This is a genomic window from Acinetobacter sp. FDAARGOS_515 (assembly GCF_003938865.1).
In the GTDB taxonomy this organism is placed as follows: domain Bacteria; phylum Pseudomonadota; class Gammaproteobacteria; order Pseudomonadales; family Moraxellaceae; genus Acinetobacter; species Acinetobacter ursingii.
Window position 1 is genome coordinate 1,951,560 of the sequence record NZ_RKIX01000003.1, and the last position, 24,351, is coordinate 1,975,910.

General features: G+C 38.8%; 25 protein-coding genes. 7 read left to right on the plus strand and 18 right to left on the minus strand.

The window, feature by feature from the left end; translation table 11 throughout:
* Positions 1-48: 48 nt before the first annotated feature.
* The 10 genes from EGS47_RS11050 to EGS47_RS11095 form a co-directional block, all read right to left on the minus strand.
* The gene (locus EGS47_RS11050) at positions 49-495 is read right to left on the minus strand and encodes a phage virion morphogenesis protein (RefSeq protein WP_048765504.1); all 447 of its coding nucleotides are present in this window, start codon (positions 493-495) and stop codon (positions 49-51) included.
* Positions 492-1,019, minus strand: coding sequence for a phage tail protein (locus tag EGS47_RS11055; RefSeq protein ID WP_048765500.1), 528 nt, complete (start codon positions 1,017-1,019; stop codon positions 492-494). Before EGS47_RS11055 ends, EGS47_RS11050 begins: the two co-directional genes overlap by 4 nt.
* Positions 1,016-1,852, minus strand: coding sequence for an N-acetylmuramidase domain-containing protein (locus EGS47_RS11060; protein ID WP_171455417.1), 837 nt, complete (start codon positions 1,850-1,852; stop codon positions 1,016-1,018). The genes EGS47_RS11055 and EGS47_RS11060 overlap by 4 nt, the downstream gene beginning before the upstream one ends.
* A complete protein-coding gene (locus EGS47_RS11065; protein ID WP_125269635.1) occupies positions 1,849-2,118 on the minus strand; it encodes a phage holin family protein in 270 nt (89 codons plus the stop codon). The genes EGS47_RS11060 and EGS47_RS11065 overlap by 4 nt, the downstream gene beginning before the upstream one ends.
* The gene (locus EGS47_RS11070; protein WP_125269636.1) at positions 2,115-2,471 is read right to left on the minus strand and encodes a putative holin; all 357 of its coding nucleotides are present in this window, start codon (positions 2,469-2,471) and stop codon (positions 2,115-2,117) included. The genes EGS47_RS11065 and EGS47_RS11070 overlap by 4 nt, the downstream gene beginning before the upstream one ends.
* A gap of 8 nt (positions 2,472-2,479) precedes the next feature.
* Positions 2,480-2,689 carry a tail protein X gene (locus tag EGS47_RS11075; RefSeq protein ID WP_125269637.1) on the minus strand — a complete coding sequence of 70 codons (210 nt, stop codon included), beginning with the start codon at positions 2,687-2,689 and terminating at the stop codon, positions 2,480-2,482.
* Positions 2,690-3,142 carry a head completion/stabilization protein gene (locus EGS47_RS11080; protein ID WP_125269638.1) on the minus strand — a complete coding sequence of 151 codons (453 nt, stop codon included), beginning with the start codon at positions 3,140-3,142 and terminating at the stop codon, positions 2,690-2,692.
* 101 nt (positions 3,143-3,243) lie between these two features.
* Positions 3,244-4,008, minus strand: a complete 765-nt coding sequence (gene gpM / locus EGS47_RS11085; protein WP_125269639.1) for a phage terminase small subunit — start codon at positions 4,006-4,008, stop codon at positions 3,244-3,246.
* 8 nt (positions 4,009-4,016) lie between these two features.
* A complete protein-coding gene (locus tag EGS47_RS11090; protein WP_125269640.1) occupies positions 4,017-5,030 on the minus strand; it encodes a phage major capsid protein, P2 family in 1,014 nt (337 codons plus the stop codon).
* A gap of 5 nt (positions 5,031-5,035) precedes the next feature.
* Positions 5,036-5,839, minus strand: a complete 804-nt coding sequence (locus EGS47_RS11095; protein WP_125269641.1) for a GPO family capsid scaffolding protein — start codon at positions 5,837-5,839, stop codon at positions 5,036-5,038.
* 156 nt (positions 5,840-5,995) lie between these two features.
* Between EGS47_RS11095 and EGS47_RS11100 the strand changes: the two genes are divergently transcribed.
* From EGS47_RS11100 to EGS47_RS11110, 3 genes are read left to right on the plus strand one after another with little or no spacing between them, the layout of a single operon-like run.
* A complete protein-coding gene (locus EGS47_RS11100) occupies positions 5,996-7,780 on the plus strand; it encodes a terminase large subunit domain-containing protein (protein ID WP_048765480.1) in 1,785 nt (594 codons plus the stop codon).
* A complete protein-coding gene (locus tag EGS47_RS11105; RefSeq protein ID WP_125269642.1) occupies positions 7,780-8,769 on the plus strand; it encodes a phage portal protein in 990 nt (329 codons plus the stop codon). Before EGS47_RS11100 ends, EGS47_RS11105 begins: the two co-directional genes overlap by 1 nt.
* A gap of 8 nt (positions 8,770-8,777) precedes the next feature.
* Entirely contained in the window at positions 8,778-9,284 is a 507-nt protein-coding gene (locus EGS47_RS11110) for a hypothetical protein (RefSeq protein ID WP_125269643.1), read from the plus strand.
* 11 nt (positions 9,285-9,295) lie between these two features.
* Here EGS47_RS11110 and EGS47_RS18410 read toward each other — a convergent pair whose 3' ends face one another.
* Positions 9,296-9,445, minus strand: coding sequence for a hypothetical protein (locus EGS47_RS18410; protein ID WP_171455418.1), 150 nt, complete (start codon positions 9,443-9,445; stop codon positions 9,296-9,298).
* A gap of 803 nt (positions 9,446-10,248) precedes the next feature.
* On the opposite strand from EGS47_RS18410, the gene EGS47_RS11115 reads away from it, so the two are divergent.
* Positions 10,249-10,413, plus strand: coding sequence for a hypothetical protein (locus EGS47_RS11115; protein ID WP_005002377.1), 165 nt, complete (start codon positions 10,249-10,251; stop codon positions 10,411-10,413).
* A 325-nt stretch (positions 10,414-10,738) separates the two neighbouring features.
* On the opposite strand, the gene EGS47_RS11120 is transcribed toward EGS47_RS11115, so the two are convergent.
* Positions 10,739-11,647, minus strand: coding sequence for a DUF4198 domain-containing protein (locus EGS47_RS11120; RefSeq protein ID WP_035271830.1), 909 nt, complete (start codon positions 11,645-11,647; stop codon positions 10,739-10,741).
* Positions 11,648-11,760: 113 nt separating this feature from the next.
* Between EGS47_RS11120 and EGS47_RS11125 the strand changes: the two genes are divergently transcribed.
* Genes EGS47_RS11125 through EGS47_RS11135 form a run of 3 tightly spaced genes read left to right on the plus strand, consistent with a single transcriptional unit; the run spans position 11,761 to position 15,448 of the window.
* Complete coding sequence (locus tag EGS47_RS11125; RefSeq protein WP_125269644.1) at positions 11,761-13,329, plus strand: DUF2271 domain-containing protein; 1,569 nt, start codon at positions 11,761-11,763, stop codon at positions 13,327-13,329.
* A 30-nt stretch (positions 13,330-13,359) separates the two neighbouring features.
* Positions 13,360-13,950, plus strand: a complete 591-nt coding sequence (locus EGS47_RS11130) for a PepSY-associated TM helix domain-containing protein (protein ID WP_119686797.1) — start codon at positions 13,360-13,362, stop codon at positions 13,948-13,950.
* A 10-nt stretch (positions 13,951-13,960) separates the two neighbouring features.
* On the plus strand, positions 13,961-15,448 hold the full coding sequence (locus tag EGS47_RS11135) for a sulfite reductase subunit alpha (RefSeq protein ID WP_119686798.1): 1,488 nt from the start codon (positions 13,961-13,963) through the stop codon (positions 15,446-15,448).
* A 133-nt stretch (positions 15,449-15,581) separates the two neighbouring features.
* Here EGS47_RS11135 and EGS47_RS11140 read toward each other — a convergent pair whose 3' ends face one another.
* From EGS47_RS11140 to EGS47_RS11165, 6 genes are all read right to left on the minus strand, one after another.
* Positions 15,582-17,678 carry a TonB-dependent receptor plug domain-containing protein gene (locus EGS47_RS11140; protein WP_005002386.1) on the minus strand — a complete coding sequence of 699 codons (2,097 nt, stop codon included), beginning with the start codon at positions 17,676-17,678 and terminating at the stop codon, positions 15,582-15,584.
* A 720-nt stretch (positions 17,679-18,398) separates the two neighbouring features.
* A complete protein-coding gene (locus EGS47_RS11145; protein WP_005002387.1) occupies positions 18,399-19,754 on the minus strand; it encodes a sensor histidine kinase in 1,356 nt (451 codons plus the stop codon).
* Between the two features lie 12 nt (positions 19,755-19,766).
* Positions 19,767-20,441, minus strand: coding sequence for a response regulator transcription factor (locus EGS47_RS11150; RefSeq protein ID WP_005002392.1), 675 nt, complete (start codon positions 20,439-20,441; stop codon positions 19,767-19,769).
* 71 nt (positions 20,442-20,512) lie between these two features.
* A complete protein-coding gene (locus EGS47_RS11155) occupies positions 20,513-21,196 on the minus strand; it encodes a Fe2+-dependent dioxygenase (protein WP_004992868.1) in 684 nt (227 codons plus the stop codon).
* 98 nt (positions 21,197-21,294) lie between these two features.
* Positions 21,295-23,565, minus strand: coding sequence for a TonB-dependent receptor (locus tag EGS47_RS11160; RefSeq protein WP_005002398.1), 2,271 nt, complete (start codon positions 23,563-23,565; stop codon positions 21,295-21,297).
* A gap of 161 nt (positions 23,566-23,726) precedes the next feature.
* Positions 23,727-24,173, minus strand: a complete 447-nt coding sequence (locus EGS47_RS11165; protein ID WP_004992871.1) for a Fur family transcriptional regulator — start codon at positions 24,171-24,173, stop codon at positions 23,727-23,729.
* Between the last annotated feature and the right edge of the window lie 178 nt (positions 24,174-24,351).

Consider the following 24,351-nt stretch of genomic DNA (forward strand, 5'->3'; position numbering starts at 1 on the left):
TTGCAGTTGTTTAAGAATGTAAAACTGACTTTTACATGATAGAAGAGGTTATATATTGATATGTTTTAAAAATGAAGATTCAATATTTTGGATTTCTTCAGGCGAAAAACCTAATATTTCACGCTTTGGATAAACTGTATCTGGTGCGGATCTGGTGGCACGATCTCTTAAGCCGTATTGGTGGACATTGGCGATATTGCCAATACGACCAATAAATCCGATAGCAATAGATTCGCTGTTGCTCAATATATTTAGGTATTTATTGGATTTAATTTTAGCAAACATCTTACGTTTGATTTTACCCTTTTGTTCACGTAAACGGGTACGTCTGGCAGTATAGGTTGAACCATCGGGGTTTTGCTGTGCTGTGATTCTTTTTCGTTGGCTAATTCTTAAATCACGTCCAATCTTTTTGGCAAGCTTTGCTCGTTCACCAGCAGATAAGCGATCTAGCATGGGCTGCAAGTACACTGCTAGATCTTGAATATTATTCATGGGTTTTTACCAGGAAAAGGCATATCCAAAGAACGTCCTTGTTTATTTGCCGTTGTCCATGATGCCAATGGTGTGCCATCTTTATCAATCAACTCAAAATCAGTCGGTGTTTCAAATTCGGTATATTGAGGTTCAGGTGGATAGGACATTTCAAATTTTCCTTCAGCATTTTTTTTAACGATGACGCGCTCAGTTAAAGGAATTTTGAAATGCAGATCATATTTAGTGTTATCAATCAGTTCAGCTTCAAAACTAATAGAATCTTTGGCTTTATTTAAGTTGGCCATTAACTCGGACTGATTGTCTATAATCCAAGTAAATAGAACAATACCGAAAACATCTACATCACCAGCATAATCCGTAACAATCAAATCTAGCGTATAGCTCATTTCAAAACTATAGCCTGTGGCTGCGGTACTCATTAATTTACCATCGTTGGCAAATATAAGAAGGCGATCCTGATCTTGGGGAAGATCAGGAATCGCATTTAGCAAATACTCACGCAAGGCATGCGGTTTTTTCATGCTGCTTTTCCATTTAAATAATCGGGATCCAGACGGTTCATGACCTGAATGAATTTACTGTCATAACCCAATTTTTTGTAGTTTTTACCGTTGTAAAGCGTAAAAACTGTCGCCCAATCTTCAGCACGTAGAGCATCCAAAAGCTTTATTTTTTTATTACCAATCGTGCCAGATTTAAACTCGACAAAACGAAGGAATGCTTCAAATTGAAGAGATTCGGATTTTTGCATCTGAGCCACAAAATCTTGAACGCTTACATAGCCAAGATCTTTCCAATTTTCACCCATAAGCTGAAATTGTCCCCAAGATGTTGATTCAAGGGCAGCTTGTTCATGGATCTGTTTGGCTAGACTTAAACGAGTATGTTCTGCTGCTTTACCTTTATAACCACCAGTGGCAGTGTTTACAATATTGGGGTAGCGTTGCATTTGTTGTTTGGCAAATTGCACCCCTTTGTACTGTGCCAAATAAAAATACATTCGGTGACGTTCAAATAAAATTTCTAATTTGCCGTTATCTAAATATCCACCGCCATCACTTTCAACTTCGGAAAAAGCACGAAGTACCAATTCTGGTACGCCTAAACGTTTCGCACCATTCACATAATCTGAATCTTTTAAAAATTTCGAGATATCAAAACCATTCAGTGCAGACCAAGTTTTTGTTCCAGCAATACCATCAGAAACGAGACCAACTTTTTTTTGGAATGATTTTAATGCAGTTTCGGTTTTATGGCCAAAGTCACCATCGGCTTGTACCACAAAACCAAGACCAGTTAATTTTTTTTGCAATTGAGTGACAGGGTCACCTTTGGCACCATATTTTAAAATCATGATTTACTCCAGATGAGTTTAGCGACATTTCCCTGGCTTCGATAAATTAATAAAGCCAAGACAAGTGCAAAAATGGCATCCCATAGCGTTACGGGATCTTTGAAGAAAATGATATGGACGGATTGACCTAAAAATGAGGCAATCAATAATGTGGCAAACCAAGCATATTTTCGGTTGTAATTGCCATTATGGTTGAAGCACACAATACGGATGCCGCAAAATAAATAGGCCAATAAGGCAATCACTTGAAATGCAAATTCGATCATGTCTTTCCACCTCGAATTATTTTGATAATGTCTGAAAGTTTGGCTTGTTTTACCCAGTCGACGGCTTTGATCAGGATGAACAAGCAAAATGTGGATGCAATTAAAGCTGCAAGGGCATCTGCCGTAATGAAGGTGTTTTCTGTAATTAAAGGCGTGCTGATATAGCCAATACCAGTGGAAAGTATGAGATTAATAAATCGCTTGGCAGCGGATAAATCTTTCTCATAACTTGCAATGAATGCTGCACCGAGTACTGCCCCTAACAATGCATTACCATTGATAAATGGCAGAATGGACATTGCACTTAGACTAATGACACTTGCCGATGTTGTTGTGGTTGCTGGTTCAGGCATAAATTATCTCAATCCCAAAGCTGAATACTTTGGGTTTTGTTTTGTGGTGTTGGAATGTCTGGTAACTGAACTTGGGTACCCATCGGAAGAATTGGACCAAATTCTGCAAGGTGTGAGTTTGCTTCGAGCACTTGTTCGACTACGCCTGTGCTTCGTCCATATTCACGCCAGCAAATGGCATCCACAGTGTCATTTTGGATGGCGTAAACTATTTTCATTTAAACCAACTCCACATTTAAACGAGGTACTTTTTTCAAGTCCCGGATAGCAAAACGAAGATCACGCTTATAATCATCAATTGTTGGTGTTAGTTCTTCAGCCTTCTGTGCACCATTATTTGTGGTGTCATATGAGCGGTAACGCTCACACAACTCCGCGCCAGTAGAAGCAGCCACGGCCCGAAAATACAGAACAACAGCAACAGATTTTCCATTGATCTGCTTTGATGTCATCTCCCCCAATGTTGGAGCTTTCGTGATTAAATCTTCCAACTTGTCATTGACATGAATGACAGCCGCTTCAATGGCCGGAATCAGACGCTGATTGGTTACACTGGAATCAAGACGTAAAACTTCACGAATGTGATTGCTAGATACCGCTGGAAAAAAAGGATCGCTGCTAATCACCTGGTCTTGATGTGTGAAGCTACCGTTTGCAATTAAACCAGACATATTTATTCTCATTGGTTGAGGGGTGGAGATCTGAATCAAAAAACAGAACAAATCATGTTGCTTTTGATCAGATCTGCCCCTCGGTGGGTGCTGGGCACTCGTTAAGAAGAGACTCCCTCAAATACCTGATTGCCATAGTCATCTATAACTGATGAACCATCAGCATTGAGTAAGGGTTGAGGTGGATTTTCTTCTAATTGTTTTTTCAAAAGGCGTTCGGCTTTTTGAAGTTCTTGTTTACCGCCACAATTTTCATTGTGTTTAATGGCCCGTTTCAGGAAATTCACGGCCAAAGCGTACAATTCTTGGTGTAAGTAAGTTCGACCTAACGCGACATAGAGTTTTGCTCGGATCTGATCATGCATGCTAAAAGACGCTGTGATGCTATTGGCTTTTTCCAAAATGGATACATCAAAAAATTCACCTGCGGTATGTGCTGCTTTAGCGGCGTTTCCAATTTCTTCAGCAACAATGGATGCCGTATCACGATTGAATGTATCTGGTGACTCAATGCCGTGTTTTAAGGCATATTCCGCAATGCGCAGCCCATCTTCAAACATAGCTGCATCAAAACACCACACCATAATGTTTGTGACAACATGATCTTTCATAAGTGGTGTACGATCTTCGACAGACAGAACGCCATCCACATAAGGCATATATTTTGGAATCAAATTTGCTTTATATTGAGCACGTTCAATTTCTGATTTAATGCCTCGAAGCAAGTTTTGGTCATTTTTTAATTCTGCCAACTGCAACATATACACACTGGCATCTTCACGTACACCGCCAAATTCATTCTCTGCATTAGCAGCTGCTTTGGCTGCTAATGCTTGAAGGCGATGTCGTCGAGCTGGACTCAACATAAATCACCTTATCCCTGAATTTCGATATTTTCTACAAATGCGACTTTTTCGTATGTTTCAACGACGTAAGCATCATTTGATGAATTGAACTCTTCAACTTGGTCCATAGAAGAATTATCTTCTACAGCACGACGTTTTCCAGTTTCTTGATAATAAATCGACAGATTGTTAAGTGATGTAATTAATAAAGCATGCTCTGGGAAAAATGGAACACGTACAGCGGGTAATCCACCAATTTGCTTCTGGCTCAATAAAACTTGACCCGCCAATGTATCAGTATTGTCTTTGGAATCATTGACTAGTGGGAAGTTCTTATCATTCAATAATTGACGACCACAAATGACAACTAGATCCGTTGCATCCTGGTGAACTTCACCTATCAGGTTGCTCACTGCATCAACTACGACAGCATCAAGATTTTTATAGTCACCTGTTGGTCCGACTTTTACTTTTCCTGAGTCTTTGACAACTTCTTTCATATAGTGATCAGGTGCTTTGGTACGAATTTTTTCGAGCCAACCAATATTGACATCCTGCAATAATGGATTTGCATTTCGATCAGTCGTGGTTGCAGCTGATTTACCGTTGAAGCCGATCATGATCATATCTAATGCAATGGCACGCTCAACAAATGCTTTCCATTTTGCATAGAAGTCAGAAAACTTAGCCCATGCATCCATTTTTTCATAGCGTAAAGCTACGTCAAAATCCGTTTTTTTACATTGATAAGTATTGGAGTCTAGGCCAGTAGGATCAACTGGTTTACGTGCTGTACCACCTTTGGTATTGGTACGACCAGCAATGGTTTGGCTCTGTGTTAATCCAATTGCTTCACCTTCAAGCTCTTCAACAGGGACAATATTAATTTTTTGAAGAAATTCTGAGGATTGTTGAATCGAATTTACCATTTTCTGTGCAATGGATGGTTCGACAGTAAATTTTTTGGATGGATCTGCTACACCGTTTGCTTCACCAATTTTTGCGACAGTGTAGGTAAATTTTTCACGTGTTAAATTTTGCATGGTGATTAGTACTCAACTTTTTCTGAGAAATTGCCTTTGCTTTCAGGTGCTGGCGGTGTTTTTGGGTTTTGCTCATGTCCTAACTTGGTTTTGAGCGCATTGAAATCGGACTGAAGCTGTGAATAATCTTTTTTCAGATCATTCAACTCTTTCACTGTGTTACCAAAAGTTTTGGCAATTTCTTCCACTGATTTTGCGATCTCACCGAATTGCCCATTATGCTTCTGGCTTTGTTCTTCCTGTTTGGGATTCAGCCAGTCAATTACTTTGGAAAATAAGTTTGAAACAGGTGATTCTTCTTCAAATTCAAGTGCAACTTCTTCAGCAGCTGTAAATAAATTTTCTTTAGATTGTTTTTTTGATGTGAAAGGGTTGGCATCAGGATTCTTGGCTGCAAATTCCATGATTTGTGTGCCTAAGGATGCTGGAGTATCAGTAAATGCGAGTCCAACCAAATAAGCTTCATTGGTATCAGCAAAGCTCGGATTGACTTCAATCGAGTTGAACAGTTTTTGATTTTTGCCGTGCATTTCGATCAAATTATCAAACGCTTCAAGCTGAACATATAAAGCCCATTTCTTTTGACCAGCAATCTCATCTTCCTGGGCTTTTACTGCCAGTACTTTTGCATAATTGCCGAAAGGAGAGTCTGGAATAATGCCGCGCAAATGCTCAATATTTGCCAAAGCTGTATAGGTATTTGGGCTATAATTTTTTGCCATTTGTTGAATCCAAGATGCTTCAATCTGGCGACCATCAGTGGTGGCTCCAGCAACAGCAACTCGATAAAACTTGGATTTCTTACTCATGAGGGGTAAATCCTGCTTTGTATTAGAAAATTCGTTATCAATGTAGTAAGCAGAATCGGAATTACAGCTAAAACAATCAATCGGTGTAGCATGTAAAAGAGTGTTTTACATGACCAAGCACATGAATTAGGACAACAGCATTGGCTTAATGAGCCAATGAATAAAGAATCTGAAAATCCGCCTCTTTCTTTTGATAACCGCCTCTTAGCAAAGTTTTTATACTGGATGGGGTGGCGAATCAGCTCGATTGCAGATTACTTAAAAGAAAATGTCAAAAATGTCCATGCATGGAAAGCAAGAGACGAATGGGATGAACAAGCCCCTGAAGGACGTGTTGCACAAGCACTAGAAGCCCAACTTGTAAAACTGATTATTCTTGAGAAAAAAACACCAAATGATTTTAAAGAAATTGATTTGCTTATGCGTCAGCTGGAGCGTATGGCCAAAATCAATAAATACAACAATGGTGGTAATGAAACTGATCTTAATCCGAACCTAAAAAATAGAAATGCTGGTCCACGTAAATCAGCACCTAAAAATGTTCTCACCGAAGAGCAGATCGAAAAATTACTTGAAGACTTTGATGATGGATTATTTGATTATCAAAAAGTCTGGTACCGAGCACGTGAACAAAGAAACCGTGCCTTATTAAAATCACGCCAGATTGGTGCAACTTTCTATTTTGCCCGAGAAGCTTTAATTAAGGCTGTAACAACTGGTCGAAATCAGATTTTTCTATCTGCGTCAAAAGCCCAGGCTCACGGCTTTAAAACTTATATTAAAGATTTTGTACTTCAATCAATTGGTGTGGATCTACAAGGTGATCCAATTACTATCACTTTACCGACAAATGAAACAGTTCAACTCATTTTCCTAAGCACAAATGCTAAGACTGCTCAAAGTTATCATGGTGATTTATATTTTGATGAATTTTTCTGGGTACATGGTTTTGCTACGCTGAAAAAAGTGGCATCTGCTATGGCAGCTCAGAAACAGTATAAAAAAACCTATTTCTCTACACCGTCAAGTAAATCTCATGAAGCATATAAATTCTGGACGGGTGAAGCCTATAACAAAGGTCGTACCAAAGATAAGCAAGTAGAAATTGATACCAGTCATGAGACTCTAAGAAATGGTGCTCTATGTAATGACCAGATGTGGAGACATATCGTCAACATCTATGATGCAGAACGTCAGGGTTGTGATTTATTTGATATTGAAGAATTAATCGCTGAAAACAGTGCTGATGAATTTGCAAATTTATACATGTGTGAATTTGTCGATGATGGCCAAAGTGTATTTCCGCTTAGCCTCATCCAGCCATGTATGGTGGATTCTTGGGATTTATGGACAAAAGATTTCAAACCTTTGGCCCTAAGGCCATTTGGTAATAAACCTGTATGGGTAGGCTACGACCCTGCTGAATCAGGGGATAGTGCTGGATTAGTTGTCATAGCTCCCCCAGAATCTGGTTACAACAAATTTCGCCTACTTGAACACCATCAATTCAAAGGGATGGATTTTGCCAGCCAGGCAGCATTCATTAAAAAGATTTGCCAAAAATACCGAGTGGCTTACATCGGGATGGATAAATCAGGGATGGGGACTGGTATTGCCCAATTGGTACAAGAGTTTTTTCCAAACCTAACTACCTTTACATATTCAGTTGATGTCAAAACCCAATTAGTTATGAAGGGAATGGATGTCATCAACAAAGGACGTTTTGAATTTGATGCTGGAGCAACAGAAGTTGCTCAGTCATTGATGGCTATTAAAAAAACACTTACAGCATCTCAAAAACAAATGACCTTTGAGGCTTCAAGAGCAGAAAACATTGGTCATGCTGATTTGGCATTCGCTATTTTCCACGCCTTCTTTAACGAGCCGTTGTCACTAGATAACGATGGAAGCTCGAAAAAATCATCTATGGAGATTTACTAATGTCCGACAGCAAAGTACAGGCATTTACATTCGGTGATGCTGAGCCAGTACTCAATAAAAGTGATTTTTCACAATTTTATGAAACTTGGCTTTGCGGTAACTATTATCAACCACATATTAGTACGCATGGGCTAGCGAAATCTTTTAAGGCAATGCCTTATTTATCCACCGCCATTTTTTACAAAAAGAATCAACTCGTATCCTCACTTAGACCAAACAAATTGGTAAACACTTCAGATTTTGAACGTTTAGCAATTGACTATCTGGTCTTTGGCAACTCGTATTTACAACGAATTGATAACCGTCTGAATGATCCTTTAAGGCTTAAAGGTCTTATGGCCAAATATACTCGTCGTATGAAGGATCCAAATGATTTTCTTCAACTTGTAAATGGATATGATGAGTTTATCTTTCCTACTGGTACGGTATGCCATATCAAATCAGTAGATTTAGACCAAGAAATTTATGGTTCACCAGAATATATTTCAGCACTCCAATCTGCATGGTTGAATGAATCGGCAACACTATTTCGTCGTAAATATTATAACAATGGATCCCATGCTGGTTTCATCCTCTACATGACGGATTCTCAAATAGACGATGATGATGTTGAAGGGATCAAACAGGCAATGAAGGATTCTCGCGGTCCTGGGAACTTTCGAAATTTATTTCTACATGCACCTGGTGGGAAGAAAGATGGGCTGCAACTTATTCCGATTAGTGAATTGGCTGCCAAGGATGAATTCTTAAATATAAAAAATGTGACTCGTGATGATGTTCTTGCATCACAGCGAACCCCGCCTCAACTTCTCGGGATTATTCCCTCTAATGCTGGAGGCTTTGGATCTATATCTGAAGCACGTGAAGCTTATTGGTATTCAGAAATTATTCCTCTTCAAAATCTATTTAGTAATGCCATTAATGAATGGTTTGGTGATCACATTATCCAATTTAAAGATTTTAAAGAGTTTCAGTTCAAACAACAGTGAGACAAAAAATGAATATTGCGTTGGCAATTAAATACTGGAAATACATTGTGATGATTGCATTAGCCATCGCATTGTCTTTTTCCATGATCAATGGCGCAAGTAAGTCACATCAAATTGATTTACTTAACTCAGAAAAAGTATTGGCAGAAACAGAACGTGATCTTGCCAAAACCCAAGCAACTGTAGATACGCTCCAAACAGAAAAAAATTGGAGTGATAAACTTTTGGAGTCAGAACAAAATGCGAATAAAAACTTACAGGTTGCATTGGATGCTGCCAGTGATAGTGCTTTGGCTGTTGACCGGTTGTCAAAACAAATCAATGATTCAGACAAACGTATGTCCACAGCTTCCAACCAAGCCCTCATTGAATATGGAAAGACCTGCAATTCCGTACTCAACACAATGGCAGAACGTGGTCAAGAAATCGCAAGATCAGCTGATGCACACGCAATTGATGCAGAGCGACTAGATCAAGCTTGGCCAGAAAAGAGTAAGCCAGACAAAAAGAGTTGATGGCTCAATAGCTACAAAACTTCAAGTCCTCCATGTTGGAGGGCTTTTTTTTTACTAAAATCCATAAAATCTAAAATTTGAACCAGCGGCGGGCGGTTGTCCCCCCACCACACCTGGGCAGTAAATACGTCGAAAACACTACAAAAATTCATACTTGTCATTTCTGTATCCAAGTATTGATAGATACAGTCTGTGATACAGCAAAAACAATAAGAATTGATTCTACAGATTTCTACACAGCTCTTCGTTTTTCTACAACTATAAATTTTTGTTTAAGACCATCTATAAAAACAGGCTTTGCAAAACTTATGGGAATCTTTCAGAAAAGGTAACAGGCCTATATTTTTGATATTAATTTTTATTTAAGTTTTTAATTTTAAACAATTTATTTTGGTTACCTTTTAGAGGTAATCTTTGGTAATCATAGACATTGTTTTTCTAATAAATATAATTAAATCAAATGGATAAAAGGTAATAGCTGATTACCTTTTTTAAGAGTGATAAGTTACCTATAAATTACCGATAAGTTACCTTTTAAAAATTGTATATTTATTTATTAATTTCATTAACTTAAACTTATATATTCACTATTGATTACCTTTGTTACCATCTTCCGAAACCACGTTTAGTTTTTTTGCAATTGATAAATTCATTATTCAGACTATTGTAGATATTTCGGCTTTAAAATCACCATAAAACGTACTATTTCCGCTTTGTCTCCGCTCACTTCATCTCATATCTTTGTTTTATAAGGCTACTGAGGTTCCGACCCTCGGGACCATTGATTCTTCACAGAATTTTAGATAAACCCCGAAACCTTGATATACAAAGGTTTCGGGGTTTTGTCGTTTCTGGGGTTTGTGTTTTTTTACGGTATTTTTCGGTATAAGTTTCCACCCGTTTTCCACTCATAGAGCGACTTTGTAGCTCAAAGATGTCTACATAAAAAGGAGTGTTGCTATAGATGAGTATTTCGGTATATCAGCGACCTAATAAAAAGTGGATTGCCGATGTAGCTTTGAATGGCATTAGAAAAACAAAAGTTTTTGATAAGAAAATTGATGCAACAAACTGGGCTAGATCTGCTGAACCAGAACTAATACTCAATGCAGCTACAGAATTTGCCTAAGTAAAGTAGTGCATAAAGTGAGCTACGGCACGATATAGTTCCTGATATGAATGTATTTGCTTCGTTCTAGAAAAGATAAGCGCTCTCACCATCTTGAATTTTAGTGTCACGCTTTAAAAAAACTGCCAAATCTGATTTGTAGTAATTAAAAAAATATAGTGTTGATTGAACATTAATGAAAACGTGATTAAACAATCAGGCAGTTTAAAAAGATAAAACTGTCTGATCTTTATGGTTAAATATGATTTATTTTAACTCTCTGATAGGTCTTGATATTTCTCCCAAAGAGAAATATCAAGAGGAACTAAACAGGAATGAAAAACTATTATTCTGCAACTTCAACCGTTAAACCATAGGTATAAATATCGCTGGCTGGTTTTTTAGTTGCATCAGGATTTGCTTCTGGGTAAGCGGTTGTAATCAGGTAAATTCCTGTTTTTTCAAACTTGATTTCAACTTCACCTTTGTTATTGGTTTTCGTATGTGGCTGTTCACGTTGGGCGTTTAAATCATAACTATCGGCACCTTTAAATACATCGATTTCAAGGTTGGGAATAGGCTTACCATCAAACAATACTTGAGCTTTTAAAGCCTCACCTGCATAAAGTTCACCCGGATGGCTAAGAAGTTTGACTTCAAAGCCTTTGTTACTCACGGCTGGAATGGCAGACGGTTTACTTTTGGTCACAAAGCTTTCAGCAATCAAATGATTGGTCACTTCGATCACTTGTGCATTTTTTGGGAGTTGATCTTCACTCACGAATCGTGGCGGTTGGTTATTGGCAGGAGCGGCAGGGCGTTGTTCAGTTTTTGCAGTCTCAGCAGGTTTATTCGCCTGATTTGGATTTTGCATCGGCATACGGTTGGCACGAACACGTAACCAACGACCATCGACTAATGCATACTTGCTTGGGTTGCCTGTCGCGTTTTGGGTGCGAATACGATAGGTTCCATCTTCATTCAGATCAAACTCTGCGACATTAAATTTTTTCAAGGCAGCAGCAGCATCAAGATTTTTTTGTTGTCCTGATGGCGTGCTAATCACATAATTGGTTTTAAAATTAAAACTAGGAACAAAGAATTTTTCAAGCGTAATTGAACTTTGAAAGCTCACTGAATTTGCTGAAGACGTATCAAATACATCGGGTAAAATATAAGGACTCGCGGTATGAGCCGATGCTAAAACAGGCAATGCCGATATTAAAATCAACGCTTTGAGCCAAGAAGTACGCATATAAAAATCTCTCTGAAAAATAACGTAACGCAATAAAACATTTTCCTAACAATTTACTTGATAATAAATATCATTTTCAATATTATTTTTGCAGAAAATTCTGGAGAATGAGCATGCCGCATCCTGCTTTGAAAAATGTTCTTAAACAATCCTCATCTGTGTTTCGTTTAAAACCCATCGTCATTGCGATTTCGCTTATTTCTCCACTGACGACCATCGATGCATTTGCTGCAACTTCGCTATCATCAGATTCTACGTCTGAATTAAACCTTAACTCACATCGTTTTCACCAAGATCATGTTTTGGGAACCTCTTTAGATGTAGTGATGATGGGGGTTAATGCTCATCAGGCAGACCAAGCATTTCAAGCAATTCAACAGGAAATTGCCCGCTTAGATCAGATTCTTTCGACTTGGCGAACAGATAGTGAAATTAGCGCGTTGAACCATCAAAAAGATGCACAGGTTTCAAATGAATTATTTGAAGTGATTGCGGCATGTGAAGATTGGCGCAGTAAAAGTTGCGGCGCGTTTGATGCACGTTTAGGGCAGTTGATTGGCCTATGGGAAAAAAATAACGGGGTACATCAATTAGATGAAAATACCCGTCAGCAAGTTATTCAGCAGATACAACAACAACCGATTCATCTGGATGCACAGCAAAATCGAATTCAACTAGATAAATCGGTCAAGATTGCGCCTGATGCTTATGCCAAAGGTTATATTATTGATCGTGCTTTAGTCGCGGCGCGTCAAGCTGTTCCTGCTTTACAAGGTGTGATGATTGATATCGGTGGCGATTTACGGGTTTGGGGGCAAGCGCCACAAAAGTCTGGCTGGAAAGTCGGTGTACAAAGCGCACAGGCAAAATATGATAATGCCTTACCTGAACAGGTTTTAAACTTAAATAATCAAGCGATTGCTTTTAGTGGTAAAGGTTATCGCGATTTGGCAAGACAAAGCCATTTAATTGATCCAAAAACAGGATTGCCCCTGCAACATGTAGAACAATGCGTGGTGGTGGGCCATTGTGCAGCCGATGCAGACGCTTTAGCAACGGCACTTGCTGCGATGCCTCCAGAACAGGGCATGGCACTCATTGAGTCCTTAATCGGCTACGAAGCCAAAATGACGATGAGCAATGGTGATGGCTATCAGACTACGGGTTGGGGACAAATGGTGGAGGCACGTCCACAGGCTGACCTATTAAATGTTGCTGTGGGTGCATCATCGTCATGGCCAGCAGGTTATCAGGCTATTCTTGAGCTTATTATTCCTAAAATTGCAGTTGAAAACTATCGTATTCCTTATGTTTCAGTTTGGGTGACAGACAGCAATAAAAAACTGGTGAAAACACTGGCAGTTTGGGGCAAAGACGAAAAATGGATCAATTCGAACTATGTCTGGTGGCGTCGTTATGGTCGTCAAATGCCAAATCTGGATGCCGTCGCCAAACCATCACGTCAACCGGGTCAGTATAAATTGGCTTGGGATGGTAAGGATGATACAGGTAAAGCCGTTGCCGCAGGTCAATACGTTGTGCATGTCGAAACTTCGCGGGAGCATGGCGAGCATTCTTATCAGACTTTTGATTTGGATGTAAAAGCCAAAACATCTAGCCAAAATCTCCCAGCGCAAAAAGAAATTGGCGCATTAAAACTGAATTTCCAGAAAGTGAATTAATCGTTAAAAATATAGACTGGGATTTTATTCGTGTACCAACGCCGTGATTTTTACCGCCATGCACGTTATGTGCATGGCTGGCTTTCTGCTTTTGCCTTTCTGGTTTTAATCTTTTTTGCTCTCACGGGTTTATTTTTAAATAATCCAGACTGGTTTAAATCTTCTGCCCAGGAGCAAACTCATCAAATATCCATTCCTCAAGAGGTGTTGGAAAAAATCCAGCATCAGGAAAATCCTAGTATGGCGTTATTGGATTACATTCGTCAAAAGCAAAGCATTGTTGGACGTTATCGCAGCAGTGAAGTGTTAGATGATGAAGTGATGATCCGACTGGAAAGCCCCGCAGGAACAACCGATATTTCTGTACTACTGGATACAGGTGAGGCGGAAATTACCCAAAAATCAGCCACCTTAGTATCCGTACTGAATGATTTACACCGCGGTAAAAATGTCGGAACGTCATGGCATTGGCTGATCGATATCAGTGCGATTCTCATTTTATTGCTTTCTCTGGCAGGTTATATTTTATTTTTAAGTATAAAAACTCGTTTAGTGGCACATCTGCTGCTGACCGCGGCCAGTCTGGCGGTTTTGATACTCTTGGTTTGGTGTGCAGTATGAGGACATTTTGATGACCTCTGCGATCATTTGCATTCTGGTTGTACTTTCAGTTTTATTATTTGTGCATCTTTGCGTGATTGTGATTTTATTATTCAATCAGCGTCGATCTTCTGCACAGGTGAATGTCAGTCATGAGGGTTATCTGGTGGTTTATACCAGTCAGTCTGGTCATGTAGAACATTATGCCAAACAATTTGTCCATCAATTACAGCAATCGGGGCAGCTCAGTGCTGTTCTGGATCTACAATATTTGTCGATCTCCGAATTAACCGCCGCCAAGAAAATCTTATGGTGCGTCAGTACTTATGGTGAGGGTGATGCACCCGATACTGCGCGAGCGATTGCCAAAAAAATGTTAGTGCAATCACTGGATTTATCTGAACAGCAATACGCAGTTCTAGCCTTTGGTGATCGTCGTTATGCGCAGTTTTGTGCATTCGGGCAGCGTTTGGATCAATGGTTGAAGACTCAGCAGGCACAACCACTTTTTGAAATGATTTGTGTCAATGCGCTGAATCCGCATGATTTGGAGCAATGGCAGGCTCAAATTGAACAATTGACTGAGATTAAACTGGATGTAAAAACTAAGCATCAGGCATGGCAGCAATTTCAATTACAACAACGGAAATGTTTAAATACAGGCAGTTCAGGATTGCCGATTTTTCAGTTGCAACTGTATGCTCTTGAAACAATGCATTGGCAATCTGGTGATATTTTCGAAGTTCAATGTGGCAATGCTGAAATGGAGATTCAGTCGTTTCTAAAAGCACACGCCATTGCAGATGACATTCTTCATCAGCCTGAGTTGAAACAACAATTACGCCACAATAATCTCAGAAATATTCCGCTACGTTTGGTTGATGAAGCGGTGGAGGCTTGGGTGCAGCGTTTCGATCCATTGCCGAGCCGTGATTATTCGATTGCCAGTATTCCAGAGCAGGGTTATGTGGAATTGGTGATTCGCCAGCAACAGGCCGAACATGGTCTGGGTCTAGGCTCGGGTTGGCTCACGGCTGCTTTGGCGATGGGCGAGAACATTTCAGCAAAGATCCGTTCAAATCCATCCTTTCATCTAGTTCAACAACAGCAAGCACTGATTCTAATTGGTAATGGAACGGGAATCGCAGGGCTGATGTCGCATTTACATCAACGTGAACACTGGCAACAACAACGCAACTGGTTGATTTTTGGTGAGCGGCAGCAACAATATGATCATCTTTATGCAGAGCAGTTACAGCACTGGCAGCAGCGTGGTTTTTTAACAGATCTTGACTATGCTTTTTCGCGGGATCAGCAACAAAAAATCTATGTGCAGGATCGACTGTTACAAAAAGCAGATCAGCTCCGACAATGGATTGCAGATGGTGCTGCCATTTATGTCTGCGGTAGCTTAAGTGGCATGGCGCAACAGGTGGAGCAGGTGTTGATTCAGATTTTAGGTGAAATCCAATTAGAACAACTTCGTGAACAGCATCGTTATCAACGTGATGTGTATTAATATCAATAATTATAGGCTATCAATCATTAAAGCACATAAAAAGTCGTTAAAATTTAAGCCATAAAAAAGCCTTCTTGTAATCGAAGGAGGCTTGAATGTGGGATAAAAGAACCGTTGATTCGGGTGTCTAATCTTAAAATTTCTTCTCGATCGTCAACAGAATATTGGGAATCGATTCATTGATTCTGGCTTGATATAAGCTGCCATCAGATTGATTACGCAAATATTCCTTATAATCTGTACCGAGAATATTTCTTAAACTCAAAGTTGCACCCCAGTTATGGCTAAAGTTTTTGGTGGTGCTTAGATCAACTGTGACTCGCTGATTGGTGGTACGGTCATAAGGTTGATTATCCAGTGCGCGTGTGAATTTGGGGGTATAGCTGATATTTACGCTGTTCGAAAGTTTCCATGGTTTATAGCTATATGACAGGCCAGAACTGGCGGTATAAGGCGCAACGTCACTGGCCAAACGTTCATTGCCATTTGTATCTTCAATACTGACATGAATAGTTGAAACCTGTCCTGTCAGCATCAAGCTATGTCCTGCTCCAGTTTCTTTAATCGCATAGCGCCCCGTCAGTTCAGCGCCGTAAGCAGTCGCTTTGTCTTGGTTGATTGGACGTTGCACATAGCGCGAACCTTCAAGCTGAATCACATTTTCAATATAGTCTTTAATTTCACGATTAAATGCTGTCAAATTAAAACCACCCGCAGGTGTGTTGTAGCCGAGTGTTGATTCAATCGCAGTAATTTGTTCAGGTTTTAGGTCTGGATTACCGCCTCGATCTGGATTATTCAAACTTCCTGCATCGCTATCGGTCGAGATAGTCACAGTTGGTGCTAAACGGCTGGCATTAGGTGCCTGAAATGCCTTGCTTAAATTGGTTTGTAGTGACCAATGGTCGTCAAAATCATAACGATGCGCCAAAACTGGACTTGCATGTTGATCACTATAATCGACCAGACCACTGCGATTAATCCATTCTTGTCGTACACCTAATGTGACGGTTTGTTGATCGGTAAAACGCCAGCTTCCCTCGCCATAAAGTGCATAACGTTCTTCATCAAGTGTATTGGCAACATTGCTTTCCAGTTCATTTTTGCGGGCTTCAAAACCAAATTTGATTTGTTTATTTGGATCTAGCTTTCTGACCCCATCGTAACCAATGGCGTATTCGTTCACTGTTTCATCGGTATAAACGTCACCCTGACGAGTACCTGTCAGTTCCGTTTCATTTTGATGTTCACCTGTAATACGAACTTTATCCGAGCCATCATCCGTTTTTCTTTCATAGCGCGTATTTAAGCGAATACTATCATTTTGATCTTTTTGAATTTGATCCTGACGTGTTCCATCACTTTTGGTATTGCGATAAAACAGATCGGCTACCAACTTTTGAGTGTCATCAATCGCATATTCCAAACGTGGAGAAAACATTTGCATGGTGCGGTCGGTGGTTCTTTGCTGTTGACGTTCGCCATTATTATCAATGGTTTTGGTTACTGAAGTCGTATCTTGCCACATTTGATTGGCAGAAAGACTATAGCTCCATTGGTTATCACGACCATCGGTTTGTACGCTGACTTGCTTGCGAACTTCTTCTTGCGGACTGGATTTGGCGATGCCATAGCCGACACGTACATTGCCATTGATTAAGGTATTTAAAGGCTCTTTTAAAATAATATTAATGACCGCAGAAGAGGCCACAGAAGCTTGAGCAACACTTGGTTGTTTCACCACTTCAATACGCTCAATCATATCGGTAGTGATGGTATCAATGACAGACATGCCACCACGGGGTCCGCCCTGAACAGGTTCTCCATTGATGAGAAATGTAGGACCTGCACCACCACGAAAACGCATACCCGATGCTGGATTGTTCCCACGTGGCCCTTGACCAGGCGCAGGCATTTGAAAACCAGCGGCGCGACGTAATGCATCACTGACGGATTGGTCGCCATATTGCAGCATTTCTTCGCGGGTAATGATGGTTTTAGGAATTGCACTGATATCATTATCTTTGCTGTTTGGTTCCGACGCCGCTTTAAGAGTTATGGTTTTTAGGGTTTGGGTCGGCGGTATTGCAGGACTAGATTCAGATAGAGCACTTGCACTATTGCTTGCTGCTGCTGAGGGTTCTGCATCCGCTCCCCATGAATATGAACAAATCGAAAGTAAAGCAAAACTAAGCGGTGAAATCTTCCAGAAAACATGAGCTTGTTTCATGATTCTTATTCCGTTTGGAGTTAATTTTTGCGCAGCATAGCTCACAATTGTGGAGGAATTTTAAAGAAAAATAACAATCTAGCCTCAAATGTAAAATTTATTTATTATTTTTTAGTTGGTTGATAAAAAGATCTAAAAAGTGATAAAAATTAAGATTTTCATAATATAAGTCATCAATAATTGTAGTTTATTGCCTCAAAAAGTTACTTTAAAAAAAGTAATCATCATTGGTTTTTTATCTGCACCTTATCAGAACGAATCCATCGCAAATCTATATTGTTTAGAAAAACTGGAAAATTTAAAAAATTTGATAAGATGCTATGCACATTGCTTAAAATAATATTGAGACGATAAGCTCTCAACATATTGAATTCTTGATCCTTTGGAGCATTGCTCTAAGCGACACGTATTTTCTATTTTCCTTGTGAAAATCATGATGCGGTTTAGCGTGGCTCAATGGTCTGTTCGACCCATTTTTATGAGATTGAGTCACCTCATTAAAATTGGTTTTTTAATGTGAGTAACAAACACCAATAGTTTGAATATCCGTTCTAAATTTTCTCTGGAAGAATTGAAAAAAAGAATCCTTAATGGCGTGATGGGGAGAAATCCAATCTGAAGTACGGCTTATCGAGGTAGCAAAGTGTTAATCTTCAATAAGAAGTAAACAGGATAAATTTACGCCAAGAATTTTCTGATGACGCTAAGACCATGATCTGTTTATAGGCTGAAATACAACTTTATTTTTAAACCATTTAATATTTCTGAGCGATCTAGCTGGATATGGGCCTGAATCGATTCTAATGCAGATTTTACGATGGATAAGCCAAGTCCACTGCCGACAATCTGAGATTGTGTTTCCATTAGTCTAACAAAACGCTGCATGACATGATCATATTGTTCTGGTGCGATACCACGACCACTATCATGAATTTCGACCAAAATACCATCAGATTGTTCAAATAATTTAATGAGAATTTGACCATGTTCAGGACTATATTTAATCGCGTTATCAATCAGATTGAGGAAAATACTTTCCAATGCGCTAAGCGTGGCTTGGACTTCTATTTTTTCATTAAAATTATCGATATTGACCTGTACATCAATATCTTTTTTACGAGCATTGGCAAGCAATTGACCTGTACATTGGCGTATGATTTCAAGTAAATTCAGAGGATACAATGCTTCACTCGAAAGTGCTTCCTGATGCGCCAGCGTCATGAGTTGATGCACCAGATGTGACATTCTTTTTAGATTTTGTTCCAGATCATCAATATTTTCCTGATAAAAAGGATTGTCTTTTGGTGTTTTAATCAGCAAGGCCGTTTGTAAACTTAAGGCAGTCAGTGGTGTTCTGAGTTCATGTGCTGCATTGGCAATAAATTTTTGCTGTTGTTGTTGGGCATCTTCAATTCTTTTAAATAAATAATTGAGTTCATCTATGGCAGGGGTAATCTCAACGGGCAAGTTCTTAACTTGCACCTCAGATAAATCATTATAATCTCGCTGCGAAAAGGTAGTCTTTAACTCGGCAAGGGGTCTTAAATGATATCGGATCAGAAAGTAAACGCCTAAAATTGCAAAAGGCATAAAAATAAAATAGGGGATTAGCATATTGAATGCCAATTCACGGGCTAAATTTTTTCGTACAAAAACCAACTGGCTAATCTGAATCTGCTTATCGGCAAGCGGCAAAACATAAGCTACAATTTGGCCGCGATGGCTATTCTTTCTAATAAATTGGGCCTGATCCAAATGACCGACCAGATAGTTATGATTTTTAATTAAAACAGGAAGTTGATCAAGGTCAACAATATCAATAAAAACATCTCTTTCGCCATAGCGACGGTGAGGATCATAGCTCGAAAGTCGAGGTGGAATATTGACACTGGCAAGAAATTCCGCCATTTTTTCCATTTGTTTATCAATCACTTCCTGTGATTCTTCCAGCGCAATTCGATACGCAGAAACTGCAATCAAAACCAGTAAAATAATACTTAAAACAGAAATACTCCAAGTCATTCGAGAGCTTAGAGGTTGTTTATGATAGAAATGCAGCAGTTTGCTAAAAATCATCTTTCTCCTGTTTTAGCGAGTTTCAATACAATATCCTAATCCTCGGACGGTACGAATCAAATCTTTACCCAACTTCTGTCGTAGTTTATGGATATGCACTTCAATGGTATTACTATTCAGTTCTACATCCCAGTCATAAAGTTTTTGTTCAAGTGTCTGACGAGAAAAGATCTGATTAGGATACATCATGAGAGGCTCTAGAACTGCCCATTCTTTTGCAGAAAGCTCAACAATATGTCCTTGTTTTAATACTTTACGCGTGTTGGGAAACATTTGAGTATCTCCGACTTCAAAGCAGATTTCCTCAATCGTCGAAAATTTACCTCTACGCAGAACTGATTCAATCCTGGCGACCAACTCATCAAAATCGTAAGGTTTTACAATATAATCATCTGCACCGAGTCTAAGCCCTTGAATTTTATCTCGGCTTTGATCTCGTGCACTGATAATAATGACCCCTAATTGTTTTAAATCAGATTTTTGACGAATATGTTTAAGAACTTCCAAACCTTCTAATTCAGGTAGACCTAGATCAAGTAAAACCAGATGATAAACATGATTAAAAAGTAAATCTAAAGCTTCGAGTCCTGTCTTGGCCCAATCGACATTAAATTTTTCATGTTTGAGTAATCGGAAAGTTGATTTACCAATCATGAGGTCATCTTCGATATAGAGTATTTTTATCATGAAGCACCTGTATGAAGATTAAATTCTAACAAAGAGGCAAGGCGAGCACACTTTAGATCAAAATATTGCAATTATAACTCGGCCCATTTACGCATCAGATTATGGTACAAGTTAGTAAGTTTGATCACTTCCTGATGTTTATCGCCTAATTGCATCCGTAAATTTTGGATGGTTTGATCCAGATTAAATAACATATAACGTTCTGCATCATCTCGTACCATACTTTGCACCCAAAAAAATGAAGCAATACGACAGCCAGAAGTCACGGCAGTCACTTCATGCAAGCTGGTCGATGGATACAAGATCATATCGCCTGCGGGTAATTTGACTTCATGATAGCCATAAGTGTCTTCAACTACCAAATCGCCACCTTCATATTCTTCGGGTTCACTTAAAAAAACCGTACAGGATAAATCCGTTCTTAGACGTTCATTTGTTCCTCGAATGCGTCGAATCGAATTATCGACATGAAAACCAAAGGCTTCATTATTTTCATAGCGATTAAAGAGGGGAGGAATAATATCCAGAGGAACCGCAGCAGATAAAAATAAAGGGTGTTGCCCAAGCGACTCTAAAATAATATTACTTAAATGATGCGTTAAAGGGTGGTCTTCTGGAAGTTGCTGATTTTGTTTGACCGTGGCTGAAAGTGTTCCCGCGGTCACTTTTCCATCGACCCACTCAATTTTATTCATTTCTTCACGAAAATATTGAACTTGTTCTTTGCTTAAGACATTTGGAATATGATGAATCATTGTGATACCTATCAGATGATCAATTGATCATAAATAAAAAATAAAATAGCCTCGGAATGAGGCTATTTTATCTTAAATCCCATAATTAAAATATGGAATTAGTATTTAAAGTTTAATGCAACAACAGCACTGCGGCCTTCTGCTTCAGTAGCAAAGTGAGATGCATAAGCTTTGGTAAAATAGCGTGTATCAGATAGGTTATTTACATTCAACTGTAAGTTGATATTTTTGTTCACATCGTAGCGAACCATGGCATCATAACGCACATAACCCGGTACCCATTTTGTATTGGCAGCGTTGCCGTAGACTTTATCCATGGCAATTGCACCAGCGCCTAAAGTCAACTGCGGTAACACTTTATAAGTTGTCCACAGTGTTGCGCTGTTGGTCGGAACGTTTGGAAGATCCTTACCTTTAGCTGGATTGTTTGGAGAACATACACCAGTACGTGAGCAAGATGGTCCTGGATCAGTTTGTTCACTATCTAAATAAGTATAGCCTGCTGATACCGCCCATTTATCCGTAATATTTCCGTTTAGACCTAGCTCAATACCGTCAACCTTACTTTCCCCGCCATTGGTATAAGTGGTTGGATCGATTTGAATACGTGTATTTTGCTTTTCTGTACGGAAAATGGCAGCCGTTAGATTCAGTTTATCGTTGAAAAGATCCCACTTCGTACCCACTTCAAAGGTACGTGCTTTTTCTGGATCTAGATCCTGATTGTTTGCATTGACTGCTGTTTCAGAACCATCGCCAGCATCGGCGCCTACAGGGTTGGCAGAAGTTGCATAACTTGCATAGATTGCGCCATTTTCCGTTGGTTTGAATGTTAGACCCGCTTGATAACTAAAGAAATCAGTATTGTTCTCTAATTTAGCACCAGTGGCATTGGTTTTTAGTTCAGTATCAAACTTGTCCCAACGTAAACCGAGGTCTAACAACCATTGTGGGTTAAATTCAATATTATCCAATAAATAGATAGAGGTCGTTTCAGATGTAGTCGTGGTTACGGCTTTGTTGGCCGTAATAGTTCCGAGGAAACGATCACTTGAATTAGGATTGAAAGTCGATGTACACCAGCCATTAGAAGCGACCAAACCTAAGCTACATGCACCGTTTGCAACAGCGCCAGTAATTGATTTTGTATTTGGATCGGTAATGGTATAGCTACCTTTATCTGACTCTGCTTTACTATATTCAGCGCCAACATTGAAACTGTGTTTCAGTGTACCAGTATTAAATTTACCCGCTAAAGACAGTTGATCAGAAAAAGTATCAGTATCTGTAATTCGGCTGTTTGCACGACGCCAGATACCTGTATCTTTTAATTCACCTGTCGTTGTATTAATAAAATTACCCTGACTATCATCTGGTTGAGTCCATACATAGTCATTCTTAGATTTGTTATAAACAGCGGTATTACTGATTGTAATATTGTCAGTCAAATCATGTTCAAGTTTGATGGTACCAATTTGATTTTCCTGTTTTTGAAAATCGCGGTCTTTCCAGCCGTAATAAATACCCTGTTTAACATCAATTGGCTTTCCAGAACCAGCAGCATAATTATTTGGATTGTTATAAGGAACACCAGAGTCAGGAGTATCATCCGTTCTTAAATAATAGTAACTTAAAGTGGCACGAGTAGCACTGTCCAGACCGAACGTGATACTTGGTGCAATACCCGCACGTTTATATTCTGTGCCATCACTTTGTCCAGCTTTGTCATTTTCATGTCCCATAACTGCAACACGAGCAGCAATGCCATTACCAAAGTCTTTATTCGCATCTAGAGTAATACGATGATAATCATCTGTACCATTTTGAATAGAACCTTCTAAAGAGTCGCCTTTCTTGGCTACTTTAGAAATCATATTGATGCTACCACCGACTGAACCTGCACCGCCCATTGACGATGAAGAACCTTTGGTGACTTCAACTTGTTCGATTGCGAACATTTCACGGTTTTGTGAAGTGGAGTTACGCATGCCATCGATATACATTGAACTTTCAGAGCTATAACCACGAATAAATGGACGATCACCATTTGGGTTACCGCCTTCACCTGCGCCCAAAGTAATCCCAGGTACAGTACGTAACGCATCGCTCAACGTCGTAACATTTGTATCTTCAATCAATTGTTGAGAAATAATCGCAACAGATTTTGGCGTATCAAGTAAAGGAGCAACAAATTTTGCATTTGCAGAATGATCAACTTTTAAAGATTCTTGTTGTGTTGCTGTTGCTGCACTTTGGATAGTTGGAAGTTGAGTCACATTGTCTTGTGCAAATGTAGGTACAGCAACCACCGATAATGAAGAAGCAATTGCAGATGAAACAATTTTCTTTCGCGTTTTGATAAAAGCCATTGTTGCCCCAATAGTTAATAGTCAATAATAAACAGTATGCGAATAGTAATGATTCTTAATTATAGATACAATCTATTTACATTGTTATTTTCGATAAATTTGTAGAAAAAGATAATATTTTTAAATATTTTAAGCTTAATAATAATGATTATTAGTAGGAGTTAATTTTGTTTTTTCTCCATACATTCTTCACATTTTATTTGTATAAAAACAGAAAAAGATTTAATAGATATATTTCTGGTTTTAGAAATATCAAGGATATCCTTTTCGATATTATCATTGTCTAATAAATAGGTTTTTTCACATTCTTCACAATATAATCGAATAGAACCATTTTGTTTTTTTATTGAATAGTAAGCCTGTTGATCTCCTATTTTAAAGCGTTGTATCACGCCTGCCATTTCCAAAGCTCTGAGAGATGAGTATATTGTTGATATATAAACGTTTTTACTGTTTTTTTGAGCAACTTTTCTCTCAATTTCATAAGCGGTTATTTCTTTATCTGCCTCAATTAATGTCTGTACGACATGAATTCTAGGTAAAGTAGCGCGCATTTTTGCTTTTTTTAAGATATTTAAAACAACTTCTTCCAAGTTATTACTTTCCATGATAACTCTATTAATACATGTGAAAAGTGGTATTTTAACAATTAGTATAAAGAATGCCTATGTTTTAGAGTTAAAAATAAAAAATAAAAGCTTAAGTAAGTCTTAAGAATTAATTTGTATAATATTAGACTTCCTTCATAAATCAAAAAACGTACAATTTATTTGATCTTAAATTAAT

What these genes read in the sequence shown, in the direction of transcription:
- EGS47_RS11050 (WP_048765504.1), bottom strand. Translation starts at nt 495, where the DNA reads ATGAATAATATTCAAGATCTAGCAGTGTACTTGCAGCCCATGCTAGAT.
- EGS47_RS11055 (WP_048765500.1), bottom strand. Translation starts at nt 1,019, where the DNA reads ATGAAAAAACCGCATGCCTTGCGTGAGTATTTGCTAAATGCGATTCCT.
- EGS47_RS11060 (WP_171455417.1), bottom strand. Translation starts at nt 1,852, where the DNA reads ATGATTTTAAAATATGGTGCCAAAGGTGACCCTGTCACTCAATTGCAA.
- EGS47_RS11065 (WP_125269635.1), bottom strand. Translation starts at nt 2,118, where the DNA reads ATGATCGAATTTGCATTTCAAGTGATTGCCTTATTGGCCTATTTATTT.
- EGS47_RS11070 (WP_125269636.1), bottom strand. Translation starts at nt 2,471, where the DNA reads ATGCCTGAACCAGCAACCACAACAACATCGGCAAGTGTCATTAGTCTA.
- EGS47_RS11075 (WP_125269637.1), bottom strand. Translation starts at nt 2,689, where the DNA reads ATGAAAATAGTTTACGCCATCCAAAATGACACTGTGGATGCCATTTGC.
- EGS47_RS11080 (WP_125269638.1), bottom strand. Translation starts at nt 3,142, where the DNA reads ATGTCTGGTTTAATTGCAAACGGTAGCTTCACACATCAAGACCAGGTG.
- gpM (WP_125269639.1), bottom strand. Translation starts at nt 4,008, where the DNA reads ATGTTGAGTCCAGCTCGACGACATCGCCTTCAAGCATTAGCAGCCAAA.
- EGS47_RS11090 (WP_125269640.1), bottom strand. Translation starts at nt 5,030, where the DNA reads ATGCAAAATTTAACACGTGAAAAATTTACCTACACTGTCGCAAAAATT.
- EGS47_RS11095 (WP_125269641.1), bottom strand. Translation starts at nt 5,839, where the DNA reads ATGAGTAAGAAATCCAAGTTTTATCGAGTTGCTGTTGCTGGAGCCACC.
- EGS47_RS11100 (WP_048765480.1), top strand. Translation starts at nt 5,996, where the DNA reads ATGAATAAAGAATCTGAAAATCCGCCTCTTTCTTTTGATAACCGCCTC.
- EGS47_RS11105 (WP_125269642.1), top strand. Translation starts at nt 7,780, where the DNA reads ATGTCCGACAGCAAAGTACAGGCATTTACATTCGGTGATGCTGAGCCA.
- EGS47_RS11110 (WP_125269643.1), top strand. Translation starts at nt 8,778, where the DNA reads ATGAATATTGCGTTGGCAATTAAATACTGGAAATACATTGTGATGATT.
- EGS47_RS18410 (WP_171455418.1), bottom strand. Translation starts at nt 9,445, where the DNA reads ATGACAAGTATGAATTTTTGTAGTGTTTTCGACGTATTTACTGCCCAG.
- EGS47_RS11115 (WP_005002377.1), top strand. Translation starts at nt 10,249, where the DNA reads ATGAGTATTTCGGTATATCAGCGACCTAATAAAAAGTGGATTGCCGAT.
- EGS47_RS11120 (WP_035271830.1), bottom strand. Translation starts at nt 11,647, where the DNA reads ATGCGTACTTCTTGGCTCAAAGCGTTGATTTTAATATCGGCATTGCCT.
- EGS47_RS11125 (WP_125269644.1), top strand. Translation starts at nt 11,761, where the DNA reads ATGCCGCATCCTGCTTTGAAAAATGTTCTTAAACAATCCTCATCTGTG.
- EGS47_RS11135 (WP_119686798.1), top strand. Translation starts at nt 13,961, where the DNA reads ATGACCTCTGCGATCATTTGCATTCTGGTTGTACTTTCAGTTTTATTA.
- EGS47_RS11140 (WP_005002386.1), bottom strand. Translation starts at nt 17,678, where the DNA reads ATGAAACAAGCTCATGTTTTCTGGAAGATTTCACCGCTTAGTTTTGCT.
- EGS47_RS11145 (WP_005002387.1), bottom strand. Translation starts at nt 19,754, where the DNA reads ATGATTTTTAGCAAACTGCTGCATTTCTATCATAAACAACCTCTAAGC.
- EGS47_RS11150 (WP_005002392.1), bottom strand. Translation starts at nt 20,441, where the DNA reads ATGATAAAAATACTCTATATCGAAGATGACCTCATGATTGGTAAATCA.
- EGS47_RS11155 (WP_004992868.1), bottom strand. Translation starts at nt 21,196, where the DNA reads ATGATTCATCATATTCCAAATGTCTTAAGCAAAGAACAAGTTCAATAT.
- EGS47_RS11160 (WP_005002398.1), bottom strand. Translation starts at nt 23,565, where the DNA reads ATGGCTTTTATCAAAACGCGAAAGAAAATTGTTTCATCTGCAATTGCT.
- EGS47_RS11165 (WP_004992871.1), bottom strand. Translation starts at nt 24,173, where the DNA reads ATGGAAAGTAATAACTTGGAAGAAGTTGTTTTAAATATCTTAAAAAAA.